The sequence below is a fragment of the Streptomyces amakusaensis genome, from assembly GCF_039532665.1.
In the GTDB taxonomy this organism is placed as follows: Bacteria; Actinomycetota; Actinomycetes; order Streptomycetales; family Streptomycetaceae; genus Streptomyces; species Streptomyces amakusaensis.
Genome location: NZ_BAAASB010000002.1, coordinates 495,739 through 520,237 on the forward strand (window position 1 = coordinate 495,739; position 24,499 = coordinate 520,237).

Genomic DNA, 24,499 nt, shown 5'->3' on the forward strand with positions numbered 1-24,499 from the left:
CAGGAGGGTGGCCACAGTGACCACCGAGCTGCGTCGTCTGCGCAACTACATCAACGGGGAGTTCCGGGACTCCGCCGACGGACGGACGATCGACATCGTCAACCCGGCCACCGGCGAGGCGTACGCGGCTTCCCCGCTCTCCGGCCAGGCCGATGTGGACGCGGCCATGGACGCCGCCGAGGCCGCCTTCCCCGCCTGGCGGGACACCACCCCGGCCGAGCGCCAGCGGGTGCTGCTGAAGATCGCGGACGCCTTCGAGGAGCGCGCCGAGGACCTGGTCGCCACCGAGTCGGAGAACACCGGCAAGCCGCTGGAGCTGGTCCGCACCGAAGAGGTCCCGCCGATGGTGGACCAGATCCGCTTCTTCGCGGGTGCGGCCCGGATGCTGGAGGGCCGCTCCGCCGGTGAGTACATGGAGGGCTTCACCTCCATGATCCGCCGGGAGCCGGTCGGCGTCTGCGCCCAGGTCGCGCCGTGGAACTACCCGATGATGATGGCCGTGTGGAAGTTCGCCCCGGCGCTCGCCGCGGGCAACACCGTGGTGCTGAAGCCGTCCGACACCACCCCGGCGTCCACCGTGCTGATCGCCGAGATCATCGGCTCGATCGTCCCCAAGGGCGTCTTCAACGTCGTCTGCGGCGACCGCGAGACGGGCCGCGCGATGGTCGAGCACCCGACCCCGGCGATGGCCTCCATCACCGGTTCCGTACGCGCCGGCATGCAGGTCGCCGCCTCAGCGGCCAAGGACGTCAAGCGTGTCCACCTGGAGCTGGGCGGCAAGGCCCCGGTCGTCGTCTTCGAGGACACCGACATCGAGAAGGCCGCCGGCGAGATCGCCACCGCCGGGTACTTCAACGCGGGCCAGGACTGTACGGCCGCGACCCGGGTGCTGGTCCACGAGTCGATCCACGACGCCTTCGTCGAGGCGCTGGCCAAGGCCGCCGCCGAGACCCGCACCGGCGCCCCCGACGACGAGGACGTCCTCTACGGCCCGCTCAACAACGCGAACCAGCTCGCCCAGGTCGCCGGCTTCGTCGACCGGCTCCCGGCCCACGCCAAGGTGGAGGCGGGCGGCCACCGGGTCGGCGACAAGGGGTACTTCTACGCCCCGACCGTCGTCTCCGGCCTCCAGCAGGACGACGAGATCATCCAGAACGAGGTCTTCGGCCCCGTCATCACCGTCCAGTCCTTCACCGACGAGGCGCAGGCGCTGAAGTGGGCGAACGGCGTGGAGTTCGCCCTCGCCTCCTCGGTCTGGACGAAGGACCACGCCCGGGCCATGCGGATGTCGAAGGCGCTGGACTTCGGCTGCGTCTGGATCAACACCCACATCCCGCTGGTGGCCGAGATGCCCCACGGCGGCTTCAAGAAGTCCGGCTACGGCAAGGACCTGTCGGCCTACGGCTTCGACGACTACACGCGCATCAAGCACGTGATGACCTCGCTCGAAGGCTGATCCGAGGTACGAGGCACGAAGCGCCGCGTGCCCCGGCCGTCACGGCCGGGGCACGCGGCGCTGTCGGTTCATGGCCTCAGGGCTTCACACCCACCGCGCCGTACTGCGCCACCCGGGCGGGCGCGTCGTCCGAGGGGTCGGGACGCCACTGGGAGCAGGAGACGACACCGGGGGAGAGGATCTCCAGACCGTCCAGGAACGAGGTGATCTCCGCGCCGGTACGGGCGGTGATCGGCGGAGTCGCGTTTTCGTTCCAGAACCTCATCGCCTCCTTGTTGCCCTCGCCGCCCAGCTCCAGCGTGGGGTGGGTCAGTACGAGAGCGCTGCCGGAGGGGACCGCGTCCATCAGGGTGCGCACGATCGAGCGGGCCTCGCCGGTGTCCATGATGAAGTTGAGGATGCCGAGCATGATGACGGCCACCGGCCGGTCCAGGTCGAGCGTCGGGGTGACGGCCCGCAGAATCCCCTCCGGATCGTGGGCGTCCGCGTCCAGATACTCCGTCAGCCCCTCGGGGGCGCTGGTGAGCAGGGCGCGCGCGTGCGCCAGCACGATCGGATCGTTGTCGACGTAGACGATCCGCGAGTCGGGCGCGAGCCGCTGCGCGACCTCATGGGTGTTCTCGGCGGTCGGCAGCCCGGTGCCGATGTCCAGGAACTGCCGCATCCCGAGCCCGGCGGTCAGACGGGTCACCGCCCGGCCCAGAAAGGCCCGGTCGGCGCGGGCGACCTCGCCGATGCTCGGATACAGACCGGTGATGTGGTCGCCGACCGCGCGGTCGACCGGATAGTTGTCCTTGCCGTGCAGCCAGTGGTTCCAGACCCGCGCGTTGTGGGCCACATCGGTACGGATTCTGTCGGTCATCGCTGCTCCTGGGGCGGGGTGCCGAGCACGGTGCGCAGCGTGCCGACGCGGTTGGTGGTGATCGAGTCGACGCCCGCCCCGATCAGTGCGCGCATGGTGCGCCGGGTGTCGGCGGTCCACGCGGAGACCAGCATGCCGTCCCGGTGGATCCGGTCCGCGAGGGGCCGACTGACCAGGCCGAAGCGGTAGTTGAGGGTACGCGGCCGGAGCGCCTCCAGCAGCACCGGGCGGGGCGGGGCGAGCGAGGTCCAGGTCAGGGCGGTCTCCGCGGCGGGGTCGGCGGCGCGCACGGTGAGCATGGTGGACGGGCCCGCGCAGTAGTACACCCGCTCGTTCGCGCCGTGCTCATGGACCGCGCCGACCACGGCCCGCACGGTCGCGCGGCTCGCACCGGGCAGATCGATCATCACCCGGTGCTCGCCGCCGAGTGCCTTCAGCGTCTCCAGCGCCTCGCCCAGCGTCGGCACTCCGCCCCGGGTCAGCTCCGCCGTCTCGGCCCGGGTCAGCCCCGCCAGCGGGCGGTCCTGTCCCCAGAGCCGTTTCAGCGTGGAGTCGTGCAGCAGGACGGGCACTTCGTCCTTGGTGATCCGTACGTCGATCTCCACCGCGTCCGCGCCGTTCGCGACGGCGGAACGCAGCGAGGGGAGGGTGTTCTCACGGACGAGGTACGGATCGCCTCGGTGGCCTACGGCGGTGACGGTACGCATGGGCCCATTGTTCACCGTGAGGCCGAGGCGGGCGGGGGCGGCGGCCGGTCAGTGGTTCGCCACCCAGGCGTCGGTGTACGCGTCGATCTCCCCGGCGATCCTCGCCTTGCCCGCCGGGTCCAGGAAGGAGGCCTCCACCGCGTTCTTGGCGAGGTCCGCCACTCCGCGCTCGTCGAGGCCGAGCAGCCGGGCCGCGACCCCGTACTCGTTGTTGAGGTCGGTGCCGAACATGGGCGGGTCGTCGCTGTTGATGGTCACCAGCACACCGGCGGCCACCATCTCCCGGACCGGGTGCTGATCGATGTCGGCGACGGCGCGGGTGGCCAGATTGGAGGTGGGGCAGACCTCCAGCGGGATGCGCCGCTCGGCGAGATGGGCCAGCAGCGCGGGGTCCTGCGCGGCGCTGGTGCCGTGGCCGATGCGCTCGGCCCCCAGCTCGTTCAGCGCGTCCCAGACGGTCTGCGGTCCGGTGGTCTCGCCGGCGTGCGGCACGGAGTGCAGCCCGGCCGCGATCGCCCGGTCGAAGTACGGCTTGAACTGCGGCCGGGGCACCCCGATCTCCGGGCCGCCCAGACCGAAGGAGACCAGCCCCTCGGGCCGCAGGTCCAGCGCGAGCCGGGTGGTCTCCTCGGCGGCTTCGAGCCCGGCCTCGCCGGGGATGTCGAAGCACCAGCGCAGCACGGTCCCGAACTCCGCCTCGGCCGCCTTGCGGGCGTCCTCGATCGCCGCCATGAAGGCCTTCTCGTCGATGCCCCGGCGGGTCGAGCTGAAGGGGGTGATGGTCAGCTCGGCGTAGCGGACGTTCTGCCGGGCCATGTCCCGCGCCACCTCGAAGGTGAGCAGCCGGACGTCCTCCGGGGTGCGGATCAGATCCACCACCGACAGATACACGTCGATGAAGTGGGCGAAGTCGGTGAAGCTGAAGTAGTCCGCGAGGGCCTCGGGGTCGGTGGGCACCTTGGAGTCGGGGTGGTGGGCGGCCAGCTCGGCGACGATGCGCGGGGAGGCGGACCCGACATGGTGCACATGCAGCTCGGCCTTGGGCAGGCCCGCGATGAAGGGGTGCAGGTCGGTCATCTCGGGGCCTCCGGGTGCGGATGGGTCGATGGAGTCGGGGATCATCGTAGGCCGACGGTTCCCGGGGAACCACAGGCTTTAGCATGGCTGGACCACGAAATACGGGGGAGAACCATGTCAGAGCACCCACCCCAGACCCCGGGCACCCCCGAGCCGCAGGACCAGGACCCCTGGGCCCCGCCGCGGCGGAGCGCGACCGGACCGGGCCCGAGCGGCACCACCCTGCCGGGGACGCCGTCGCCCGCGCCCGCCGGAGACCCGTCCGTCCCCGACGCCTCCCCGCAGGTGCACGAACAGCCCACCGTCACCTCCTTCCCGGCCGCGGGCACGGGCGAGGTGCCGCCCCCGCCGCCCGCTCCCGGCGGCCCCCACCCCGCCGCCGCGCAGCCCTTCGGCCACTCCCCGGCCCCCTACCCCGGGGGCCCCGACCCGTACGGCGGCGGACATCCCCCGTACCCCGGCTACCAGGGCTACCCGCCCACCGGCTGGCAGCCGCCCGCCGCCCCGTCGAACGGCATGGGCATCGCGGCGATGGTGCTCGGCATCCTCGCCATCTGTCTGCTCTGCGTCTGGGGGATCCCCGGGATCGTCCTCGGCATCCCCGCCGTGGTCTTCGGCGTCCTCGGCCGGAAGCGCGCCCGCCGGGGCGAGGCCAACAACGACGGCATGGCGCTCACCGGCATCATCCTCGGCACGATCGGCATCGTCCTCGGAGCCGTCGTCGTCGCGCTGATGGTCTGGGCCGTGGCCTCGGAGTGGGACGAGAGCGACCAGGTCAACGAGTACGACTACTCCAACGCGACGGTGCTCGAGGTCGAGCGGGCCGCCGCCCCGGCACTCCCCGGGCCCCGCTAGGCCGTAAGAAACGGCCTAGTCCCCGGAGAGCGTCTTCAGCTCCGCCCTGGCCTCCATCAGCGCGAACCCGAGCAGATTCAGCCCGCGCCAGCGCGCGGGGTCCAGCGCCCGCTCGTCGTCCGCGGCCAGTCCGATGCCCCACACCCGGTCCATCGGGCTGGCCTCGACGAGCACCCGGTCACCGGTGGCGAGCAGGAAGTGCGCCAGCTCCGGACGGGCCGCGAATTTGTGGACGGAGCCCGAGCGCACGACGCCGAACCGCTCGCGCCTCCAGACCGTCTCGTCGAAATCGCGCACCAGCCGCCCGGCCTTCTTCGCCTCGGCGGGAGTGCGGGCGCCGAGCGCCAGCCGCTCCGCGTCGAGGTCGCCGAACAGCCGTGCCTTGGCCGCCATCATCCAGTGCTCGGCCGTGGCGTACCGGACGCCGTCCACCGTGAAGGGCGAAGGCCACCACTGACTCAGACAGCCGGTGCCGATTCGCCCGTCCCTCCTGGGTCTGTGTCCCCAGAAGTGCAGGTATTTGATCCGCTCACCCGAGCCGGCCCGGCGGATCAGCTCGTCCGTCCGCGTCGTCCCGGTGCCGTTCGCCATGTCGTTCGCCATGTCCCGAAGTCTCGCACCCGCCACTGACACCCGGCCCGGCCCGACCGCCCGACCGCCCGGCCGGCGGTCCGCCGATTCCGTCGCGAGACCAAAAGGCAATGGCGGGATCTCTTGTTGGCGAAGAGCCGCTCTGCCAGGATCGGCACTCAATTCGGACAGGTGCCACAGACCGGCCCGTCCGGCCCTTCAGCCCGCCCGGCCCCACCCGTACCACCAGACGGTCGCATCCCCGGCGGTTGCGTCCCGGCCCGTCCCGCGAGGGCGCTTCCCCGAAAGGGCACAGCTCATGGATCCGTACGAGCCCGACGCCCCCGGCGCCGCCCTTCTCGCGGCGGCACGGCGAAGCCTGACCGGCGGCCGGGGCGCGCTCACCCGCCGCTCGCTGCTGCGCGCCGGCGGCGGTGGCGCGCTCGCGCTGGCCGGCACGGCCGCCCTGAGCGCCTGCGGCATCCCGCCCGCACGGCGCGAGGGCGGGGCCGAGGCCTTCGACGACCACTCGGACCGGGAGAAGACGGTCAACTTCTCCAACTGGACCGAGTACATGGACGTCGGAAAGGACCAGAAGAGCCGCCCCACCCTGACCGCTTTCACCCGGCGCACCGGTATCCGGGTCAAGTACACCGAGGACATCAACGACAACGTCGAGTTCTTCGGCAAGATCAAGCCGCAGCTCGCGGCCGGGCAGGAGACCGGCCGCGATCTCATCTGCGTCACCGACTGGCTCGCCGCCCGGATGATCCGCCTCGGCTGGGCCCAGAAGCTCGACGTCTCGCTGCTGCCCCACGCGTACACCAATCTCACCGAACAGTTCCGCGACCCCGACTGGGACCCGGGCCGCGCCCACTCCTACCCCTGGACCGGGATACCCGCCGTCATCGCCTACAACATCAGGGCGACCGGCGGCAGAAAGGTCGACTCCGTCTCCCAGCTGCTCGACGATCCGGCGCTCAAGGGCCGCGTCGGCTTTCTCACCGAGATGCGCGACACCGTCGGAATGACCCTGCTCGACCTGGGCAAGGACCCCGCGGCCTTCACCGACGCCGACTACGACGAGGCGCTCGCCCGGCTCCAGGAGGGCGTCGACAAGAAGCAGATCCGGCGCTTCACCGGCAACGACTACACCGCGGACCTCGCCAAGGGGGATCTGGCGGCCTGTATCGCCTGGGCCGGTGACGTCGTCCAGCTCCAGTCCGACAACCCGGACGTCCGATTCGCGATCCCGGCCGCCGGATACATCACCTCCAGCGACAATCTGCTGATCCCCGCCGGGGCCCGGCGGCAGCGGAACGCCACCCGGCTCATCGACCACTACTACGAGCCGCCCGTCGCCGCCCGGCTCGCCGCGTACATCAACTACGTCTGCCCGGTCGGCGGAGTCGGCGCGGAACTCGCGAAGATCGATCCGGATCTGGCCGCCAACACCCTGATCATCCCGGACCGGGCGACGGCCGCCAAGTCCCATGCCTTCCGCTCGCTGAGCGGCGAGGAGGAGAAGGCGTACGAGGAGAAGTTCGCCAAACTCATCGGCGCCTGACCCCGCCCCCGCCCGGCCCATCCCCGTTCACCACCGCTACCACCGGGACCGCGACCCATGACCGACAGCACCGAGGGCGGCGATCTCCGCCTCACCGGGATCAGCAAGACCTACGGCGGCTCCTTCACCGCCGTCCACCCACTGGATCTGACCGTGCCGGACGGCACGTTCTTCGCCCTGCTCGGCGCGTCGGGCTGCGGCAAGACCACCACCCTGCGGATGATCGCCGGCCTGGAGGACCCCACCACCGGCTCCGTCCTCCTCGGCGACCGCGACGTCACCCGGCTGCCGCCGTACAAACGCCCCGTCAACACGGTCTTCCAGAGCTACGCGCTCTTCCCCCATCTCAGCGTGTACGAGAACGTCGCCTTCGGCCTGCGCCGGCGAAGGGCCGCCCGGGTGCGCGAGCGGGTCGGCGACATGCTCGACCTCGTCCAGCTCGGCGACCTCGCGGCCCGCAGGCCGCACCAGCTCTCCGGCGGCCAGCAACAGCGCGTCGCCGTCGCCCGCGCGATCGTCAACCACCCTCGGGTGCTGCTGCTCGACGAGCCGCTCGGCGCGCTCGATCTCAAGCTGCGCCGTCAGATGCAGCTGGAGCTCAAGCGCATCCAGACCGAGGTCGGCATCACCTTCGTCCATGTCACCCACGACCAGGAGGAGGCCATGTCCCTGGCCGACACCGTCGCGGTGATGAACGGCGGACGGGTGGAGCAGCAGGGCGCGCCCGCCGAGCTGTACGAGAACCCCCGGACGACGTTCGTCGCCAACTTCCTCGGCACCTCCAACCTCATCGGGGCCGATGTGGTCTCCGCCGGCGGCGGCGAGGTCGTCGTGACGGCGTCCGGCGTCCGGCTGCGACTGCCCGCCGGGCGGTGCGCCACCACGCCGGCGGCCGGCGGAAGGCTGCTGGTGGGGATACGGCCGGAGAAGATGTCGCTGGTCCACCGGGACGAGGCGGACTCCGTCCCGGCCGGGCGGAATCGTTTCACCGGGACGATCGCCGCCGCCGGGTTCATCGGCGTCTCCACCCAGTACCTCATCGACAGCCCCCTCGGCCCCGGGGTGGAGGTGTACGTCCAGAACATCGAGCGCGACCCCCGGCTGACGCCCGGCGCGGAGGTCGTCGTCCACTGGAACCCGGAGCACAGCTTCGGGCTCGACGCGGCCCAGGACATCAACTCCGGGGTGGAGACGGCGGGAGACCCCTCATGACCGCCGCGAAGGCCCCGCCGGCCGCTGCTCCCCCGCCCGCCCCCTCCGCCCCGGCCGTCCCCCCGGTCCGCACCGCGCCCGCCCGCCGCCGGCTCACGCCGTACTGGCTGCTGCTGCCCGGTGTGCTCTGGCTGCTGGTCTTCTTCGCGCTGCCGATGGTCTACCAGGCCTCGACCTCGGTGCAGACCGGATCGCTGGAAGAGGGCTACACGGTCACCTGGCACTTCGCCGCCTACGGGGACGCCCTCGCCGAGTACTGGCCGCACTTCGTCCGCTCGGTGCTCTACGCGGGCACCGCGACCGCGCTCTGTCTGCTGCTGGGCTATCCGCTCGCGTATCTGATCGCCTTCCGGGCCGGCCGGTGGCGCGCGCTGCTGCTGGTCCTGGTGATCGCCCCGTTCTTCACCAGCTTCCTGATCCGCACCCTCGCCTGGAAGACGATCCTCGCGGACAGCGGCCCGCTGGTGGAGTTCCTCGGGGCGGTCGGGTTCCTGGAGGTCACCGGCCTGCTCGGCATGACCGAGGGCGACCGGGTGCTCGCGACCCCGCTGGCGGTGGTGACAGGACTGACGTACAACTTCCTGCCCTTCATGATCCTGCCGCTCTACACCTCGCTGGAGCGCATCGACCCCCGGCTCCACGAGGCGGCCGGGGACCTCTACGCCAGACCGTTCACCGCCTTTCGCCGGGTGACCCTCCCGCTCTCCCTGCCCGGGGTCGTCTCCGGCACCCTGCTGACCTTCATCCCGGCCAGCGGCGACTACGTCAACGCCGAACTCCTCGGCTCCACCGACACCAAAATGGTCGGCAATGTCATTCAGTCGCAATTCCTGCGGGTGCTTGATTATCCGACCGCCGCCGCGCTGTCGTTCTTTCTCATGGCGATTGTGCTCATCATGGTCACCGTCTACATCCGGCGGGCCGGAACGGAGGATCTTCTCTGATGGCTCCGATCGTGTGGCTGCGCCGCAATATGGTGATCGTCGCCGGGCTGCTCACCCTCGCCTATCTGCTGCTGCCCAACCTCGTCGTGCTGGTGTTCTCCTTCAACGCGCCGGCCGGGAAATTCAACTACTCCTGGCGCGAGTTCTCCACCGCCGCCTGGCGGGACCCCTGCGGAGTGCCCGACCTCTGCGGCTCGCTCGCGCTCTCCCTCCAGATCGCCTTCTGGGCGACGGCCGGGGCCACCGCACTCGGGGTGATGATCGCCTTCGCGCTGGTCAGATACCGCTTCCGGGGGCGCGGCGCGGTCAACTCGCTCATCTTCCTGCCGATGGCGATGCCCGAGGTCGTGATGGCCGCCTCGCTGCTCACCCTCTTCCTCAACCTCGGCGCGGAACTGGGATTCCCCACCGTTCTCATCGCCCACACCATGTTCTGCCTCAGTTTCGTGGTGGTGGCGGTCAAGGCCCGGGTGCTGTCGATGGACCCCCGTCTGGAGGAGGCCGCCCGGGATCTCTACGCCGGTCCCGTACAGACCTTTCTGCGGGTCACACTGCCGATCGCCGCACCCGGCATCGCGGCGGGCGCGCTGCTCGCCTTCTCGCTCTCCTTCGACGATTTCATCATCACCAATTTCACCTCGGGAACCGCCGTCACCTTCCCCATGTTCGTCTGGGGCTCGGCCCAGCGCGGAACCCCCGTACAGATCAATGTCATCGGCACGGCCATGTTCGTCCTCGCCGTGCTGACCGTGGTCCTCGGACAGTTCGTCGCGGGCCGGCGGAGGAACCACACCCCGTCCTGACACCCGCGCACCCCGTGCACCCCGTACGCCAAGGAGTGGAAACCATGGCCCCAGCCGCCATGCCCGTCGCCTCGTCCCTCTCCGACGCCCGGCCCCTCGCCCTCTGGCTGGACGACCCCGCGAGACCCGGGGCCGAGCCCGCGCTCACCGGCGACGCGCACTGCGATCTCCTGGTCGTCGGCGGCGGCTACAGCGGACTGTGGACCGCGCTGCTCGCCAAGGAGCGCGACCCGGCCCGGGAGGTCGTGCTGATCGAGGGCCGGGAGACGGGCTGGGCGGCCTCCGGCCGCAACGGAGGCTTCTGCTCCGCCTCCCTCACCCATGGGCTCGGCAACGGTCTCGCCCGCTGGCCCCGGGAGATCGGCACCCTGGAACGGCTGGGCGAGCGGAACCTCGACGCCATCGAGGCGGCGGTCGCCGCGTACTCCATCGACTGCGACTTCGAGCGCACCGGCGCGATCGACATCGCGACCGAGCCGCACCAGCTGGCGGAGCTGGCCGAGCTGTACGAGACGTCCCGCTCGCTCGGACTCGACGGGCTCCGGCCGCTCGACCAGGACGCCGTCCGCGCCGAGGTGAACTCCCCGACCTTCCTCGGCGGGCTCTGGGACCGGCGCGGCACCGCGATGCTGAACCCGGCGCGGCTCGTCTGGGGCCTCACATCCGCCTGCCTCGGTCTCGGCGTACGGATCCACGAGAACACCCGGGCCCTGGACCTCGCCGCGTCCGGTGCCGGGATGGCCGTCCGCACCCCTTCCGGCCGGGTCTTCGCCCGCCGGGTCGCGCTGGGCACCAATATCTTCCCCTCGCTGGTCAGACGGGTGCGCCCCTACACCGTCCCGGTCTACGACTACGCCCTGGCGACCGAGCCGCTGACCGCCGGGCAGCTCGCGGAGATCGGCTGGCACGGCCGCCAGGGGCTGGCCGACGCGGCCAACCGGTTCCACTACTTCCGGCTCACCGCCGACCGGCGCGTCCTGTGGGGCGGTTACGACGCGGTCTACCCCTACGGCGGCCGGCTCCGCCCCGGCCTCGACCACCGGCCCGAGACCCATCTCCGGCTCGCCCGCCACTTCTTCCGCTGCTTCCCCCAGCTGGAGGGGGTCCGCTTCAGCCATGCCTGGGGCGGCGCGATCGACACCTGCTCCCGGTTCTCCGCCTTCTTCGGCACCGCCCACCGGGGCCGGGTCTCCTACGCCGCCGGGTATACGGGACTGGGCGTCGGGGCCTCCCGCTTCGGCGCGGAGGTGATGCTCGATCTGCTGGCCGGGGAGCGCACCGAGCGCACCGGGCTGGAGATGGTGCGCACCAAGCCGCTGCCGTTCCCGCCCGAGCCCCTCGCCTGGGCCGGGATCGGGATCACCCAGTGGTCGCTGGCCAGGGCGGACGCCAACGGCGGGCGGCGCAACGCCTGGCTGCGGACCATGGACCGGCTGGGGCTGGGCTTCGACAGCTGACCGGCTGCCCGCTCCCCGCCAAGTTTTCTACCAACGAGTAGGAGAAACCCGCGTCATACCCCGGGCCCGGCCCGCTCTCTGAGTGCGACGGCGCGCACAGCGCCGGCGGACACCACACGGAATCAGGGACGGAGGCCGGGAGATGACCGGTTCGGGGGCCAAGGCAGCGGTGGAGTGGCTGGTATCGGCGGCGCCGGACCCCGGTGCCTGCCGGTGGCGGTGGGAGCGCGACCCGCTGGGGATCGCCCTGCTGCCCGCCGGCCGGCGCTGGGACGTGCTGATTCTGCCCGGCCGGCTCGGGCATCCCGCGCTGGAGGTGCTGAACAGGCTGGTCCACCGGCCGGGGCCGGTGCTCGCCGACGTCAAGGACGCCCGGCTGGGCTTCTTCGTACCGCCGGGCACCGCCGACCGCTGGATCGGGACCGGTGTGCGCGGCGCGGGCGAGGGCACCTGGATCGTGGTCCCGTATCCGGGCCGTCCGGCCGGCGGCGGGATCCACTGGCTGATCGCGCCGGACGGCTCCGGCGCCCTCACCGATCCGGCGCTGCTGGAGCTGGCGATGCACGAGGCCGCGGCGGACCTGGCCCGGGGCGAGGGCGAAGGCGAGTGAACGCGCGATGTTTGTCCGCCGAGTCTGTCCAAAGCCTTGACAAGCCCATTGGTCTGGACCAAATTGTCCGCGCTCCCACTTCCCACCCCCCATGCACGGAGGCAGTTGTGGAACGCACCAGAGACCGCAGGACAGACCGGCTCAGAGGAAGCGCCCGGGGCCGCCGCTCCCCGGGCCGCCCCAGCCGGTGGACGGCCGTTCTCTCGGCCGTCCTGCTCACACTCGGCGGGATCGTCGCCACGGCGAGCACCGCGCGGGCCGCCGACAGCGAACTCGCCGTCAACGGAGGCTTCGAGGCCGGGCTCACCGGCTGGAGCTGCTCGGCGGGCAGCGGCGCGGCCGTCACCTCACCCGTCCACGGCGGCGTCTCGGCCCTGAAGGCCACGCCCGCCGGCGGCGACAACGCCAAGTGCTCCCAGACGGTCAATGTCCAGCCCAACTCGTCCTACAGCCTGAGCGGCTGGGTCCAGGGCGGCTACGCCTACCTCGGCGTCACCGGCACCGGCACCGGTGATGTCTACGCCTGGACGCCCTCCGCGCCCAGCTGGCAGAAGCTCTCCACCACCTTCCGCACGGGCGCGACGACCACCTCCGTGACCCTCTACACCCACGGCTGGTACGGCACCGCCGCCTACCACGCCGACGACATCTCCCTCTTCGGACCCGGCGGCGAACCGGTCCGGGTCCCGGCCGCCCCCACCGGCCTGACCGCCGGATCGCCCGGCTCCACCTCCGTACCGCTCAGCTGGACCCCGGTCGCGGGGGCCACCGACTACCACGTCTACCAGGGCACGGCCAAGGTCGCCTCGGTCACCGGGGCCTCGGCCACGGTCACCGGGCTCACCCCGCTGACCTCGTACAGCTTCCAGGTCACCGCGTCCAACAGCGCCGGCGAGTCGGCCAAATCGGCCGCGGTGAGCGCCACCACCACCTCCGGCGGCACCCCGGGCGGCGGGCTCCCGGCCCACGCCCTCGTCGGCTATCTTCACACCAGCTTCGCCAACGGCTCCGGCTACACCCGGCTCGCCGACGTCCCCGAGTCCTGGGACGTCATCAATCTGGCCTTCGGTGAACCGACCTCGGTCACCTCCGGGGACATCCGCTTCGGCCTCTGCCCGGTCGCCGAGTGCCCGAACGTCGAGTCCGCCGCCGAGTTCAAGGCCGCCGTCAAGGCCAAGCAGGCGGCGGGCAAGAAGGTGCTGATCTCCATCGGCGGCCAGAACGGCCAGGTCCAGCTCGCCTCCACGGGCGCGCGCGACCTCTTCGTCTCCTCCGTCTCGAAGATCATCGACGAGTACGGGCTCGACGGGCTGGACATCGACTTCGAGGGCCACTCCCTGTCGCTGAACACCGGTGACACGGACTTCCGCTCGCCGACCACCCCGGTCGTCGTCAATCTGATCTCGGCGGTCAAGTCCCTCAAGGCGAAGTACGGCAAGGACTTCATCCTCACCATGGCCCCGGAGACCTTCTTCGTCCAGCTGGGCTACCAGTTCTACGGCTCCGGCCCCTGGGGCGGCCAGGACCCGCGCGCCGGATCGTATCTCCCGGTCATCCACGCCCTGCGGGACGACCTGACCATGCTCCACGTCCAGCACTACAACTCCGGCCCGATCATGGGCCTGGACAACCAGTACCACACCATGGGCAGCGCGGACTTCCACATCGCGATGGCCGACATGATGCTCACCGGCTTCCCCGTCGCGGGCAACCAGTCACGGATCTTCCCGCCGCTCCGCGCCGACCAGGTGGCCATCGGTCTGCCGGCCTCCACCCAGGCGGCGGGCGGTCACACCTCGCCGGCCGAGGTCAACAAGGCGCTCGACTGTCTGACGAAGAAGACCAACTGCGGCTCCTACCAGACCCATGGCACCTGGCCCGCGCTGCGCGGGCTGATGACCTGGTCGATCAACTGGGACCGTTACAACCAGTGGCAGTTCTCGCGGAACTTCGACGCGTACACCTGGAGCTGACCAGCAGGATCACCGCGCCCAGCAGCCAGCTGCCGAGCACGTCCAGCGGCCAGTGATAGCCGCGCAGCACCAGTCCGGCGCCCGTCGCCAGGGTCAGCACCCCGGCGGCGGGCGCCGTCCATCCCAGCCGGGGGTACGCGAGGAGCAGCAGGGCCGCACCGCCGTAGGCCACCATCGCGGTCGCGGTGTGGCCGGAGGGGTAGTAACCGGTCGCGTCGGTCAGCGGGCCCGGGCGGGCGATCAGCGCCTTCAGCGGTACGACGAGCGCGGGGACGGCGGCCATGGCCAGCACGGCGGCCAGTGCCTCGTACCGTCTGCGCGCGCCGTCCCGCCACAGGGTGTACGCGACGGCCGCGGCGAGCACCGGCAGCGCGACCGGGAGGGAGCCGAGGTCGGCGAGGAGTTCGGTGAGCGGCTCGGGGCCGCGGCCGAAGAGGGTCCGGCCGGCTCGCTCGTCGAGGGAGCGGAGCGGTCCGCCGGTCGCGACCTGCTGGCTGACCAGGGCGAAGAGCGCCGCGCACAGCACGATCGGCAGCAGGCCGAACAGGGCCGTGAAGAAGGCCGGCGGCCTCGGAACAGGGGGGGTGGTTCCGAGACGGCCGGCCTGATCGGGCTGCCGCACGCCCCGGGGGGTTTGGGACGAGCGGCCGTCCGATCGGTGAGGAGTTCCGGAACCTGAGGCTCCGGTGGTGTGCGCGAAGGCACGACCGGGGCGGTGCTGGGGAAGCCCCGACCCGGAATCGCCCGCAGCTCCCTGCGGGCGGGGTGTTTCTCTCATCTGCAGAAACCGTACGGCAGGGGTGGGAGGACCGACAGGCGGATTCCCATCCCGCCATCGGCCCCCCACACCTTCTTCACAGGTCGCGACCGTTCCGCCTGTTCACGGTTCATACGTTCGGACCTTTCGGATATGGGTACGGAAACCGGCCGGGCTGGTTCCGTCACCCGCTCCGTCGCCGGTCAGAGGCCTTCGAACGCCCGCTCGATGATGTCCAGGCCCTCATTGAGAAGATCCTCGCCGATCACCAGCGGCGGCAGGAAACGCAGCACATTGCCGTAGGTGCCACAGGTCAGGACCAGCAGCCCCTCCGCGTGGCACGCCTTGGCCAGCGCGGCGGTCGCCGCCGCCGCCGGCTTCTTCGTCTCCCGGTCCTCCACCAGCTCGATCGCGATCATCGCACCCCGGCCGCGGATGTCGCCGATGAGGTCGAACTTCTCCGCCATGGCGGTCAGCCGGCCCTTCATGACCTCCTCGATACGCCTGGCCCGCGCGTTGAGGTCCAGCTCCCGCATCGTCTCGATCGCGCCCAGCGCACCCGCGCAGGCCACCGGGTTGCCGCCGTACGTACCGCCCAGACCGCCCGCGTGCGGGGCGTCCATGATCTCGGCGCGGCCGGTGACGGCGGCGAGCGGCAGACCGCCCGCGATGCCCTTCGCGGTGGTGATCAGATCCGGGACGACGCCCTCGTCCTCACAGGCGAACCACTGGCCCGTGCGGCAGAAGCCCGACTGGATCTCGTCCGCCACGAACACGATCCCGTTGTCCTTGGCGAACCGCGCGATCGCCGGCAGGAAGCCCTTCGCCGGCTCGATGAAGCCGCCCTCGCCGAGCAGCGGCTCAATGATGATCGCGGCGACGTTCTCCGCCCCGATCTGCTTGCTGATCTGATCGATGGCCTGCGCCGACGCCTCCGCCCCGGCGTTCTCGGCACCCGTCGGCCAGCGGTAGCCGTACGCCACCGGCACCCGGTAGACCTCCGGCGCGAACGGCCCGAAGCCCTGCTTGTACGGCATGTTCTTGGAGGTCAGCGCCATCGTCAGATTGGTACGCCCGTGGTAGCCGTGGTCGAAGACCACGACCGCCTGCCGCTTCGTGTACGCGCGAGCGATCTTCACCGCGTTCTCGACCGCCTCGGCGCCCGAGTTGAACAGCGCCGACTTCTTCGCGTGATCACCCGGGGTCAGCTCGGCCAGCGCCTCCGCGACCTCCACATACCCCTCGTACGGCGTCACCATGAAACAGGTGTGGGTGAACTCCGCCAGCTGCGCCGACGCCCGGCGCACCACCGCCTCCGCACTTGCGCCGACACTCGTCACCGCGATACCGGAACCGAAGTCGATCAGCCGGTTCCCATCCACGTCCTCAATGATCCCGCCCCCCGCCCGCGCCGTGAACACGGGCAGCACCGACCCCACCCCCGCCGCGACCACCGAGGCCCGCCGAGCCTGCAGCTCGACCGACTTCGGTCCGGGAATGGCGGTGACCACACGGCGCTCCTGCGGGATCGCGGTCATAACGGGCTCCTGAGTGTCTTCGGGACGCGACTGTGACTCTTCCCCCGCAGGCTAGGTCCGCGACCCGGCCCCCGGCACGCGCCGTTCGGGAGTGTTCCACCCGGGCCCTTGTCCGCACCGGACAGGGCTCCGGCGGGCCCCTGTGCCGGACCCCGGGCCCTCCCGCACCGGGAGAATCGGTGAACCGCCCGTGTCAGGGCACTAGATTGACGGTGCACAGAGCGGGCCTGGCTGGTCAGGGGGCAGCAGTAGATGGAATCCGAAGGCGCATTCGACGTACGCGGCACACATCCCGGTTCGGTGCCACGGCCCGCCGGGCCGCCGAACCTGCCGGGAGCGCCGCCCGTCCCCGGCCACGCGCCCACCGCCCGGCCGTCCGTCGCCGACTGGCTCCGCATGCCCCGGCCCGCCGCCGCCCCCGGCATCTGGCGACTGGGCCACCGGGACCGCCCCGAGGAAGAGCCGGACCAGGTACCCGGACGCCAACTGCTCAGCGGCGCGCTCATCGCCTTCCTCGCGGGCTGGCTGCTCTGGTCGCTGCTCACCCACGACTACCTTGAGGGGTGGTGGATCTTCATCGACAACTGGTGGATGCTGCCCCTCCAATGGGTGCTTCCCGACTCCTGGAGGAACCGGGACAACCCCGAGGGGGTCGAACTCTTCGCCGCGTTCGCCTATCTCTACATCGGGCTTCTGCTAAGCCTCATCTCGGTCGGCATGGGACGGGTCGGGAACTGGTCCGAGGTCTGGAAACGCTACGGCGTACCGCTGTGGCCCCTCTTCGTTCTGGTGCAGAGCGACTGGCGGGACAAGCCGAAAACCACCGAGTTGCTCCAGTGGGCCTCCGGCGTCTACTACGTCCTGTTCGCCCTCGCCATTGTCGCTGTCGTCGCGCGTGTCGGCACCTGGCCCGTCCTCCAGCGTCGGCGCGGCGGGCCCGAGCAGGCTCCGCCGCCCCCGGAGACGGACCCCGGGGAGTGGCCCGAGCTGCGCTCCGCCGGACTCTCCGACACCGCGCACCAGCTCACCGAAGCCACCCGCGGCGGAGCACTCGGAGATGTCGACTACGCGCGGATCCGGCGAGCCTGGCAGGGCGTCCAGGCACGGCCGGACCTTCTCGCCTCCTTCGCCGAGACGGTGCGCCGGCACGGGGCGGCCGCCTGCGCCCACCCCTCGGGCCTGCGCGATCTGCCGGTCCGCACCGCCGTCCACGACCTCGCCTCCGGACAGGTGCGCATCGGCACCGCCGCCGACGACCCCCGCAACCCCTACCCCCGCCGCACCACCGGCCTCGCCCTCGACCCCTCGTTGCTCGGTACCTCGCTGGTGGCCGTCGGGCCGTCGGGGGCGGGGAAGAGTGTGAGGTTGGTGAGGCCGGTGGTGGAGTCGATGTGTCTGCTGGCGCTGGCGAACCGGGCGGCGGTGGTGATGGTGGCCGGGCAGGGGGGCGGAGGGCCGACGGGGGACGGGGCATTCGATTTGGTGATCCCGGTGGGGCGGCCGGGGGCGACGCACGACCTCGATCTCTACGGGGGGGCCGACGACCCGGACGAGGCGGCCCGGATGATCGCGGAGGCGCTGGTCGGCGATCTCGCGGCCACGCTGCCCGGAGGGGACAGCGGACGGGCCGCCACCGCGCTGGCGCAGCTGATCGGGCCGTACCGACATGTCCACGGACGCTTTCCCGCCGTACCCGAGCTGCGGGAACTCCTCGGCGGCGCGCCCGCCGCGACGGCGGGGCTCAGGGCCGCGCTGGAGGGGAAGGGCGGCCCGTCGGCCGCCGCGCAGCTGAGGGAGCTGGACGCCAGGGAGCGCCAGTCGGCCCGCGCCGACGACGTCGGGGTGCTGCTCGCCGAGCGGATCGCCTTCCTCGACCGCCCGGCCTTCGCGGACTCCTTCCGCACCGACGGCAGCGGCCGTCAGTTCTCGCTGCGCGCCATCGAGCACCCCCTGCGGGTCCGGATCGACCTCCCCGAGCGCGGCCACGCCGAGGCCTCCCGGATCGTCGCCCGGCTGGTGCTGGCCCAGTTCACCGAGGCCGTGCTGGGCCGCGCCGACCGCTCGCTGTTCGCCGCGCTGATCCTGGACGACGCCACGCACACCGTCACCGCCGACTCCGTCCGCGCCATCCAGCGGCTCCGCTCCGCCAACGCCGGGGTCCTCCTCGCGCTGCGCACCCTGGAGGACGTGCCCGAGCAGCTGCGCGGCCCGCTGCTCGGCGCGGTCGGCTGCCGGATGGCGTTCGCCGGACTCGCCCCCTGGGACGGCAATCGCTTCGCCGAGGCCTGGGGCACCGAGTGGGTGCAGACCCGCGACGTCACCAACCGGCAGATCGTCTCCGACGAGCCCCTCACCAAGGCGATGCACCTGATGCGCCGCCTGGTCACCGGCCGGGCGGTCACCGCCGAGGCGGTCACCGTCCGCGAGGTCGAGCGCGCCCGCTGGTCCGCCTCGGACCTCGCCCATCAGGTGCCCGCGGGGCACGCGGTGCTCTCCCTGACGACCGTACGGGGAGAGCACACACCGCCCCTGCTGGTGGACCTGAGGACATAACCGGCGGACGCCCATGAGCTGGCAGAATCGAAGCAAGCCGTTCATACGGGACGGCGGCCCCCGCCGGAAACCCCCGCCGGAAACCCCCAGGTCACTGAAGGTCCCATGCCGCCCACCCTCGCCTCCCTGCTCCAGCACTCGGCGCTGAAGCTCACCGTGCGCGCCGGGGAGGGCCGGCTGGCGACCCCGGTGCGCTGGGCGCACGTCAGCGAGCTGGCCGACCCCGTCCCGTATCTGGAGGGCGGCGAACTCCTCCTCGTCACCGCGATGACCCTGGACGCCGAGGACGCCGACGCCATGCGCCGCTACGTCCGCAGACTGGACCGCGCGGGCGTCGTCGGGCTCGGCTTCGCCGTCGGCGTCTTCTACGAGGACATCCCGGACGCGCTCCTGACCGCCGCCCGGGAGGAGGACTTCCCGCTCCTCGCCGTCCCCCGCCGCACCCCCTTCCTCGCCATCAGCAAAGCCGTCTCCGCGGCGATCGCGGCCGACACCTACCGCGCGGTGACCGCCGGATTCGAGGCCCAGCGCGAGCTGACCCGGGCGGCCCTCGCCGACGGCCCCGGCGCGGTCGTCGCCCGGCTCGCCGCCCATGTCGACGGCTGGGCCGCGCTCTACGACGCCTCCGGAGCCGTCCTCGCCGCCTCCCCCGACTGGGCCGGCCGCCGCGCCGCCCGGCTCACCGACGACGTGGCACGGCTGCGCGAGCGCCCCGCGCCCGCCAGCGCCGTCGTCGCCGACACCGGAGACGACCGGGTGGAACTCCAGTCCCTGGGCACCGGCCGGCGGGTGCGCGGGGCCCTCGCGGTCGGCACCGGAGCGCCGCTGGGCACCGCCGAGCGGTACGCGGTGCACTCCGCCGTCGCCCTGCTCACCCTCGCCACCGAACGCTCCCGCTCCCTCCAGCGGGCCGAGCAGCGCCTCGGCGCGGCGGTGCTGCGCATGCTGCTCTCGGACGGCCCGGAGCACGCCCGAGCCGTCGCCGGGGACCTGTACGGCACCCTCCTGGACCACCCCTTCCGGCTGCTGATCGCCGAAGGCGCGCCCGTGCCCGCGCTCGCCGAGTTCCTCGACTCGGCGGCCTCCCGAGCGGGCGAGACCGTCCTCACCGTCCCCGAGGGCGAGAAGCGCCTCGTGGTGCTCGCCGCCGACGGCGGCGCGGTGCTCGCCGCCTGCCTCGCCGCGTACGGGGCGGCGGAGCCGGGCGGTCCGGCGGCCGTCCTCGGGCTCTCGGCCCCCGCCGGACCGGAGGGGGCGGCCGCCGCGTACCGGCAGGCCGAAGCGGCCCTCGCGGTCGCCCGCCGGCGCGGCCGGGCGCTGGTCGGCCACGAGGAGCTGGCGGCGGGCTCGCTCCTGCCCCTCCTCGCCGACGACGCGGTGCGCGCCTTCGCGGACGGGACGCTGAGCGCGCTGCGCGCCCACGACGCCAAGGGCCGGGGCGATCTGACGGCCTCGCTGCGGGCCTGGCTCTCCCGCCACGGGCAGTGGGACGCCGCCGCCGCCGACCTGGGGGTCCACCGCCACACGCTGCGCCACCGGATGCGCCGGGTCGAGGAGATCCTCGGCCGCTCACTGGACGACCCGGACGTACGGATGGAACTGTGGCTGGCGCTGAAGACCGCGGCGGCGGCCCCCGCCGCCGAGCGACCGGCCGAGGAGCGACCGGGCGAGTGACCGGCCGGGCGTCCCGGGGCGGGACCCGCACCCGGTCCGCGCCAAAGCGTAGGGAAGCGTCCGCCGACCACTCCACCCCGGACAAACGCGGGAACGCCCTTCCGGTCCTACCGTGGTCGGACGCACCCCCATCCGCTCACCCCATCTACTTCGGAAGGGCCGGGACATGACCTCCACCCACGCCTTCTGGCTCGCAGGCCGCCAGGCCACCGGCGAGACCTCCTTCGACGTCACCAACTCGTGGGACGGACGTCTCGTCGGCAAGGTCTCCATCCCGACCGAGGCACAGGTCGAGGAGGCCGTCGCCGCCGCGTACGCCGTCCGCGACGAGTTCGCCGCCACCCCGGCCCATGTCCGCGCCGCCGCGCTCGACCATGTCTCCCGGCGGCTCGCGGAGCGCACCGAGGAGATCGCCCTGCTGATCTCCGCCGAGAACGGCAAGCCCGTCAAGTGGGCCCGGGGCGAGGTCGGCCGCGCCGTCTCCGTGTTCCGGTTCGCCGCCGAGGAGGCCCGCCGCTTCAACGGCGGCGAGGCCCAGCGCCTGGACACCGACGCGGGCGGCGTCGGCAGGCTCGCCCTCACCCGCCGTATCCCCCGGGGCGTCGTCCTCGGCATCTCGCCCTTCAACTTCCCGCTGAACCTGAGCGCCCACAAGGTCGCCCCGGCCATCGCGGCGGGCGCGCCGATCATCCTGAAGCCCGCCCCGGCCACCCCGCTCTCCGGGCTGCTCCTGGGCGAGCTGCTGGCCGAGACCGAGCTGCCGGCGGGCTCCTGGTCCGTGCTGCCGGTCCCCAACGACCGGATGCCCGCGCTGGTCCAGGACGAGCGCCTGCCGGTGATCTCCTTCACCGGCTCGGGACCGGTCGGCTACTCGATCATGGACTCGGTGCCCCGCAAGCACTGCACCCTGGAGCTGGGCGGCAACGGCGCGGCCGTCGTCCTCGGCGACTGGGCCTCCGAGGCGGACCTCGACTGGGCGGCCGGCCGCATCGCCACCTTCTCCAACTACCAGGGCGGCCAGTCCTGTGTCTCGGTCCAGCGGGTGATCGTCGACACCTCCGTCCACGACCGGCTGCTGCCGAAGATCGTCGCGGCCGTCGAGGCCCAGGTCACCGGCGACCCGTCCGACCCGGCCACCGATGTCGGCCCGCTGGTCGGCGAGGACGCCGCCAAGCGCGTCGAGTCCTGGGTGGACGAGGCGGTCTCGGCCGGCGCGAAGCTGCTCACCGGCGGCGTCCGCGACCGGGCGAGCTACGCGCCCACCGTCCTCGCCGAGGTCCCGGCCGGGGTCACCATCGCCGACGAGGAGGTCTTCGGCCCGGTCCTCACGGTCACCCGGGTGGACGGCGAGGCCGAGGCCTTCGCCGCGGTCAACGACTCCCCGTACGGCCTCCAGGCGGGCGTCTTCACCCATGACCTCCAGACCGCGTTCCGCGCCCACCGGGCGCTGGAGGTCGGCGGCGTGATCATCGGCGACGTTCCCTCCTACCGCGCCGACCAGATGCCCTACGGCGGGGTCAAGCAGTCCGGCACCGGCCGGGAGGGCGTCGCCTCCGCGATGGCCGACTACACCTACGAGCGGGTGCTCGTCCTCACCGGCCTCGCGCTGTAGAGGTACGCGAGGTACGAGAGGTACGGAGAAGGCCGGAGCCCGCTGTGCGGGGGCTCCGGCCTTCTCGCGCACCCGGGGCTCCCGGCCCCGAACGGCCCGCACGTTCGCCCGACTGCGCCCGGGGGCTGGTGGACCCGCCCGGAATCGGATAGTACGGACGGGTAGCACCCGGCCGATGGAGGCCCCCCGGCCCCGCCCGCCGACGCCCGGAATCCCGACTCGCGGCGAGGTGAACCTCATGACCGCCCCACTGGAGAAGAACCGGCCCCCCAAGGTCACCGAACAGGAGGCGCGGCAGGTCGCCGAGGCCGCCCGGGAGCGGGACTGGCGCAGACCCAGCTTCGCCAAGGAGCTGTTCCTCGGCCGCTTCCGGCTCGATCTGATCCATCCGCACCCCCTGCCGGCCGCCGAGGACGTCCGGCGCGGCGAGGAGTTCCTCGCCCGGCTGCGGGAGTTCTGCGAGACCCGGATCGACGGCGCGCTCATCGAGCGCGAGGCCCGCGTCCCCGACGAGGTGATCAACGGCCTCAGGGAGCTGGGCGCGCTCGGCATGAAGATCGACATCAAGTACGGCGGTCTCGGCCTCACCCAGGTGTACTACAACAAGGCCCTCGCCCTGATCGGCTCGGCCAGCCCGGCCGTCGGCGCGCTGCTCTCCGCCCATCAGTCGATCGGCGTGCCGCAGCCGCTGAAGACCTTCGGCACCGAGGAGCAGAAGGCCGCCTTCCTGCCCCGCCTCGCCCGTCACGACATCTCGGCCTTCCTCCTCACCGAGCCCGACGTGGGCTCCGACCCCGCCCGGCTGGCCACCACGGCCGTGCCCGACGGCGAGGACTACGTCCTGGACGGCGTGAAGCTGTGGACCACCAACGGGGTCGTCGCCGATCTCCTGGTGGTGATGGCCCGGGTCCCGGAGTCCGAGGGACACCGGGGCGGCATCACCGCCTTCGTCGTCGAGGCCGCGTCCGAGGGCATCACCGTCGAGCACCGCAACGCCTTCATGGGGCTGCGCGGTCTGGAGAACGGCGTCACCCGCTTCCACCGGGTCCGGGTCCCGGCGGTCAACCGCATCGGCCCCGAGGGAGCGGGTCTCAAGATCGCCCTCACCACCCTCAACACCGGGCGTCTCTCCCTCCCCGCGATGTGTGTGGGCGCGGGGAAGTGGTGTCTGAAAATCGCCCGTGAATGGTCGGCGGAGCGTGAGCAGTGGGGGAGACCGGTCGCCCGGCACGAGGCCGTCGGCGCGAAGATCTCCTTCATCGCCGCCACCACCTTCGCGCTCGAAGCCGTACTCGACCTCTCCTCCCAGCTGGCCGACGAGGACCGCAACGACATCCGGATCGAGGCGGCCCTCGCCAAGCTGTACGGCTCCGAGATGGCCTGGCTGATGGCCGACGAACTGGTCCAGATCCGCGGTGGCCGGGGCTTCGAGACCGCCGACTCGCTCGCGGCCCGCGGCGAGCGCCCGGTCCCGGCCGAACAGCTGCTCCGCGATCTGCGCATCAACCGGATCTTCGAGGGCTCCACCGAGATCATGCATCTGCTGATCGCCCGTGAGGCGGTCGACGCCCATCTCTCGGTGGCCGGCGAGCTCATCGACCCCGAGGTCTCGCTCGGCGACAGGGCCAGAGCGGGCGGCCGGGCCACCGCCTTCTACGCCCGCTGGCTCCCCCAGCTGGTCGCGGGCCCCGGCGGGCTGCCCGGCTCGTACCGCGAATTCCACCCCAAGGGCCACCCGGACCTCGCCGTCCATCTGCGGTACGTCGAACGCTCGGCCCGCAAGCTCGCGCGCTCCACGTTCTACGGGATGTCCCGCTGGCAGGGCCGGATGGAGACCAAACAGGGCTTCCTCGGCCGGATCGTCGACATCGGGGCGGAACTCTTCGCGATGAGCGCCGCCTGTGTGCGGGCGGAGCTGCTGCGGAGCGGGGAGGGGCCGGGCCGGGAGGCCTACCAGCTGGCCGACGTGTTCTGCCGGCAGGCCCGTATCAGGGTGGAGGAGCTGTTCACCCGGCTGTGGTCGAACACCGACGACATCGACCACCGGGTCGTGGAAGGGGTGCTCTCGGGCCGGTACACCTGGCTGGAGGAGGGCATCGTCGACCCCAGCGGCGAGGGCCCCTGGATCGCGGACGCGACCCCGGGCCCCTCGGTCGAGGAGAACGTCCACCGCCCGATCCCCTGACCGTCCCAGGACCGTTCGGGGCCGTCTCCGGGCCGTCCCCGGACCGTTCCCGGCCTCCGAGGGAACTCCGTACCGGCACCGCTGTCC

19 protein-coding genes are annotated in these 24,499 nt (G+C 72.1%); 13 read left to right on the top strand and 6 right to left on the bottom strand.

The genetic code is table 11. The features are described from left to right. Positions 1 to 16 precede the first annotated feature (16 nt). Complete coding sequence (locus tag ABD371_RS04790; protein WP_344473020.1) at positions 17 to 1,456, top strand: gamma-aminobutyraldehyde dehydrogenase; 1,440 nt, start codon at positions 17 to 19, stop codon at positions 1,454 to 1,456. A 76-nt stretch (positions 1,457 to 1,532) separates the two neighbouring features. Here ABD371_RS04790 and ABD371_RS04795 read toward each other — a convergent pair whose 3' ends face one another. Genes ABD371_RS04795 through ABD371_RS04805 form a run of 3 tightly spaced genes read right to left on the bottom strand, consistent with a single transcriptional unit; the run spans position 1,533 to position 4,102 of the window. Further along, positions 1,533 to 2,318, bottom strand: coding sequence for an SAM-dependent methyltransferase (locus ABD371_RS04795; protein WP_344473022.1), 786 nt, complete (start codon positions 2,316 to 2,318; stop codon positions 1,533 to 1,535). Further along, complete coding sequence (locus ABD371_RS04800; RefSeq protein WP_344473024.1) at positions 2,315 to 3,025, bottom strand: glycerophosphodiester phosphodiesterase; 711 nt, start codon at positions 3,023 to 3,025, stop codon at positions 2,315 to 2,317. Before ABD371_RS04800 ends, ABD371_RS04795 begins: the two co-directional genes overlap by 4 nt. 48 nt (positions 3,026 to 3,073) lie before the next feature. Then, positions 3,074 to 4,102, bottom strand: a complete 1,029-nt coding sequence (locus ABD371_RS04805; RefSeq protein ID WP_344473026.1) for an adenosine deaminase — start codon at positions 4,100 to 4,102, stop codon at positions 3,074 to 3,076. Positions 4,103 to 4,216: 114 nt separating this feature from the next. On the opposite strand from ABD371_RS04805, the gene ABD371_RS04810 reads away from it, so the two are divergent. After that, a complete protein-coding gene (locus ABD371_RS04810; protein ID WP_344473028.1) occupies positions 4,217 to 4,957 on the top strand; it encodes a DUF4190 domain-containing protein in 741 nt (246 codons plus the stop codon). Positions 4,958 to 4,972: 15 nt separating this feature from the next. Here ABD371_RS04810 and ybiA read toward each other — a convergent pair whose 3' ends face one another. Continuing rightward, positions 4,973 to 5,548, bottom strand: a complete 576-nt coding sequence (gene ybiA, locus ABD371_RS04815; RefSeq protein WP_344473208.1) for a riboflavin biosynthesis intermediates N-glycosidase — start codon at positions 5,546 to 5,548, stop codon at positions 4,973 to 4,975. A gap of 298 nt (positions 5,549 to 5,846) precedes the next feature. On the opposite strand from ybiA, the gene ABD371_RS04820 reads away from it, so the two are divergent. The 7 genes from ABD371_RS04820 (at position 5,847) to ABD371_RS04850 (ending at position 14,093) form a co-directional block, all read left to right on the top strand. Continuing rightward, complete coding sequence (locus ABD371_RS04820) at positions 5,847 to 7,094, top strand: polyamine ABC transporter substrate-binding protein (RefSeq protein WP_344473030.1); 1,248 nt, start codon at positions 5,847 to 5,849, stop codon at positions 7,092 to 7,094. Between the two features lie 57 nt (positions 7,095 to 7,151). Continuing rightward, positions 7,152 to 8,306 carry an ABC transporter ATP-binding protein gene (locus ABD371_RS04825; RefSeq protein WP_344473032.1) on the top strand — a complete coding sequence of 385 codons (1,155 nt, stop codon included), beginning with the start codon at positions 7,152 to 7,154 and terminating at the stop codon, positions 8,304 to 8,306. Beyond that, a complete protein-coding gene (locus ABD371_RS04830) occupies positions 8,303 to 9,250 on the top strand; it encodes an ABC transporter permease (RefSeq protein ID WP_344473034.1) in 948 nt (315 codons plus the stop codon). Before ABD371_RS04825 ends, ABD371_RS04830 begins: the two co-directional genes overlap by 4 nt. Further along, positions 9,250 to 10,053 (top strand): ABC transporter permease, encoded by an 804-nt coding sequence (locus ABD371_RS04835; protein ID WP_344473036.1) that lies wholly within the window; start codon positions 9,250 to 9,252, stop codon positions 10,051 to 10,053. The genes ABD371_RS04830 and ABD371_RS04835 overlap by 1 nt, the downstream gene beginning before the upstream one ends. Before the next feature lie 44 nt (positions 10,054 to 10,097). After that, complete coding sequence (locus ABD371_RS04840; RefSeq protein WP_344473038.1) at positions 10,098 to 11,510, top strand: NAD(P)/FAD-dependent oxidoreductase; 1,413 nt, start codon at positions 10,098 to 10,100, stop codon at positions 11,508 to 11,510. Positions 11,511 to 11,652: 142 nt separating this feature from the next. Beyond that, positions 11,653 to 12,120: a bifunctional DNA primase/polymerase gene (locus ABD371_RS04845; protein ID WP_344473040.1), complete on the top strand. Its 468-nt coding sequence runs from the start codon at positions 11,653 to 11,655 to the stop codon at positions 12,118 to 12,120. A gap of 212 nt (positions 12,121 to 12,332) precedes the next feature. Continuing rightward, complete coding sequence (locus ABD371_RS04850; RefSeq protein ID WP_344473210.1) at positions 12,333 to 14,093, top strand: chitinase; 1,761 nt, start codon at positions 12,333 to 12,335, stop codon at positions 14,091 to 14,093. Here ABD371_RS04850 and ABD371_RS04855 read toward each other — a convergent pair. Both ABD371_RS04855 and gabT read right to left on the bottom strand, forming a co-directional pair. After that, positions 14,029 to 14,871, bottom strand: coding sequence for a phosphatase PAP2 family protein (locus ABD371_RS04855; protein ID WP_344473042.1), 843 nt, complete (start codon positions 14,869 to 14,871; stop codon positions 14,029 to 14,031). The two genes, ABD371_RS04850 and ABD371_RS04855, sit on opposite strands and share 65 nt — an antisense overlap. A gap of 182 nt (positions 14,872 to 15,053) precedes the next feature. Continuing rightward, positions 15,054 to 16,388 (bottom strand): 4-aminobutyrate--2-oxoglutarate transaminase, encoded by a 1,335-nt coding sequence (gene gabT / locus ABD371_RS04860; RefSeq protein WP_344473044.1) that lies wholly within the window; start codon positions 16,386 to 16,388, stop codon positions 15,054 to 15,056. 252 nt (positions 16,389 to 16,640) lie between these two features. Between gabT and ABD371_RS04865 the strand changes: the two genes are divergently transcribed. From ABD371_RS04865 to ABD371_RS04880, 4 genes are all read left to right on the top strand, one after another. Continuing rightward, entirely contained in the window at positions 16,641 to 18,941 is a 2,301-nt protein-coding gene (locus ABD371_RS04865; RefSeq protein WP_344473046.1) for an ATP/GTP-binding protein, read from the top strand. 105 nt (positions 18,942 to 19,046) lie between these two features. Continuing rightward, positions 19,047 to 20,615 (top strand): PucR family transcriptional regulator, encoded by a 1,569-nt coding sequence (locus ABD371_RS04870; protein ID WP_344473048.1) that lies wholly within the window; start codon positions 19,047 to 19,049, stop codon positions 20,613 to 20,615. A 166-nt stretch (positions 20,616 to 20,781) separates the two neighbouring features. Beyond that, positions 20,782 to 22,227 (top strand): aldehyde dehydrogenase family protein, encoded by a 1,446-nt coding sequence (locus ABD371_RS04875; protein ID WP_344473050.1) that lies wholly within the window; start codon positions 20,782 to 20,784, stop codon positions 22,225 to 22,227. A 238-nt stretch (positions 22,228 to 22,465) separates the two neighbouring features. Next, on the top strand, positions 22,466 to 24,412 hold the full coding sequence (locus ABD371_RS04880) for an acyl-CoA dehydrogenase family protein (RefSeq protein WP_344473052.1): 1,947 nt from the start codon (positions 22,466 to 22,468) through the stop codon (positions 24,410 to 24,412). The last annotated feature ends 87 nt before the right edge of the window (positions 24,413 to 24,499 follow it).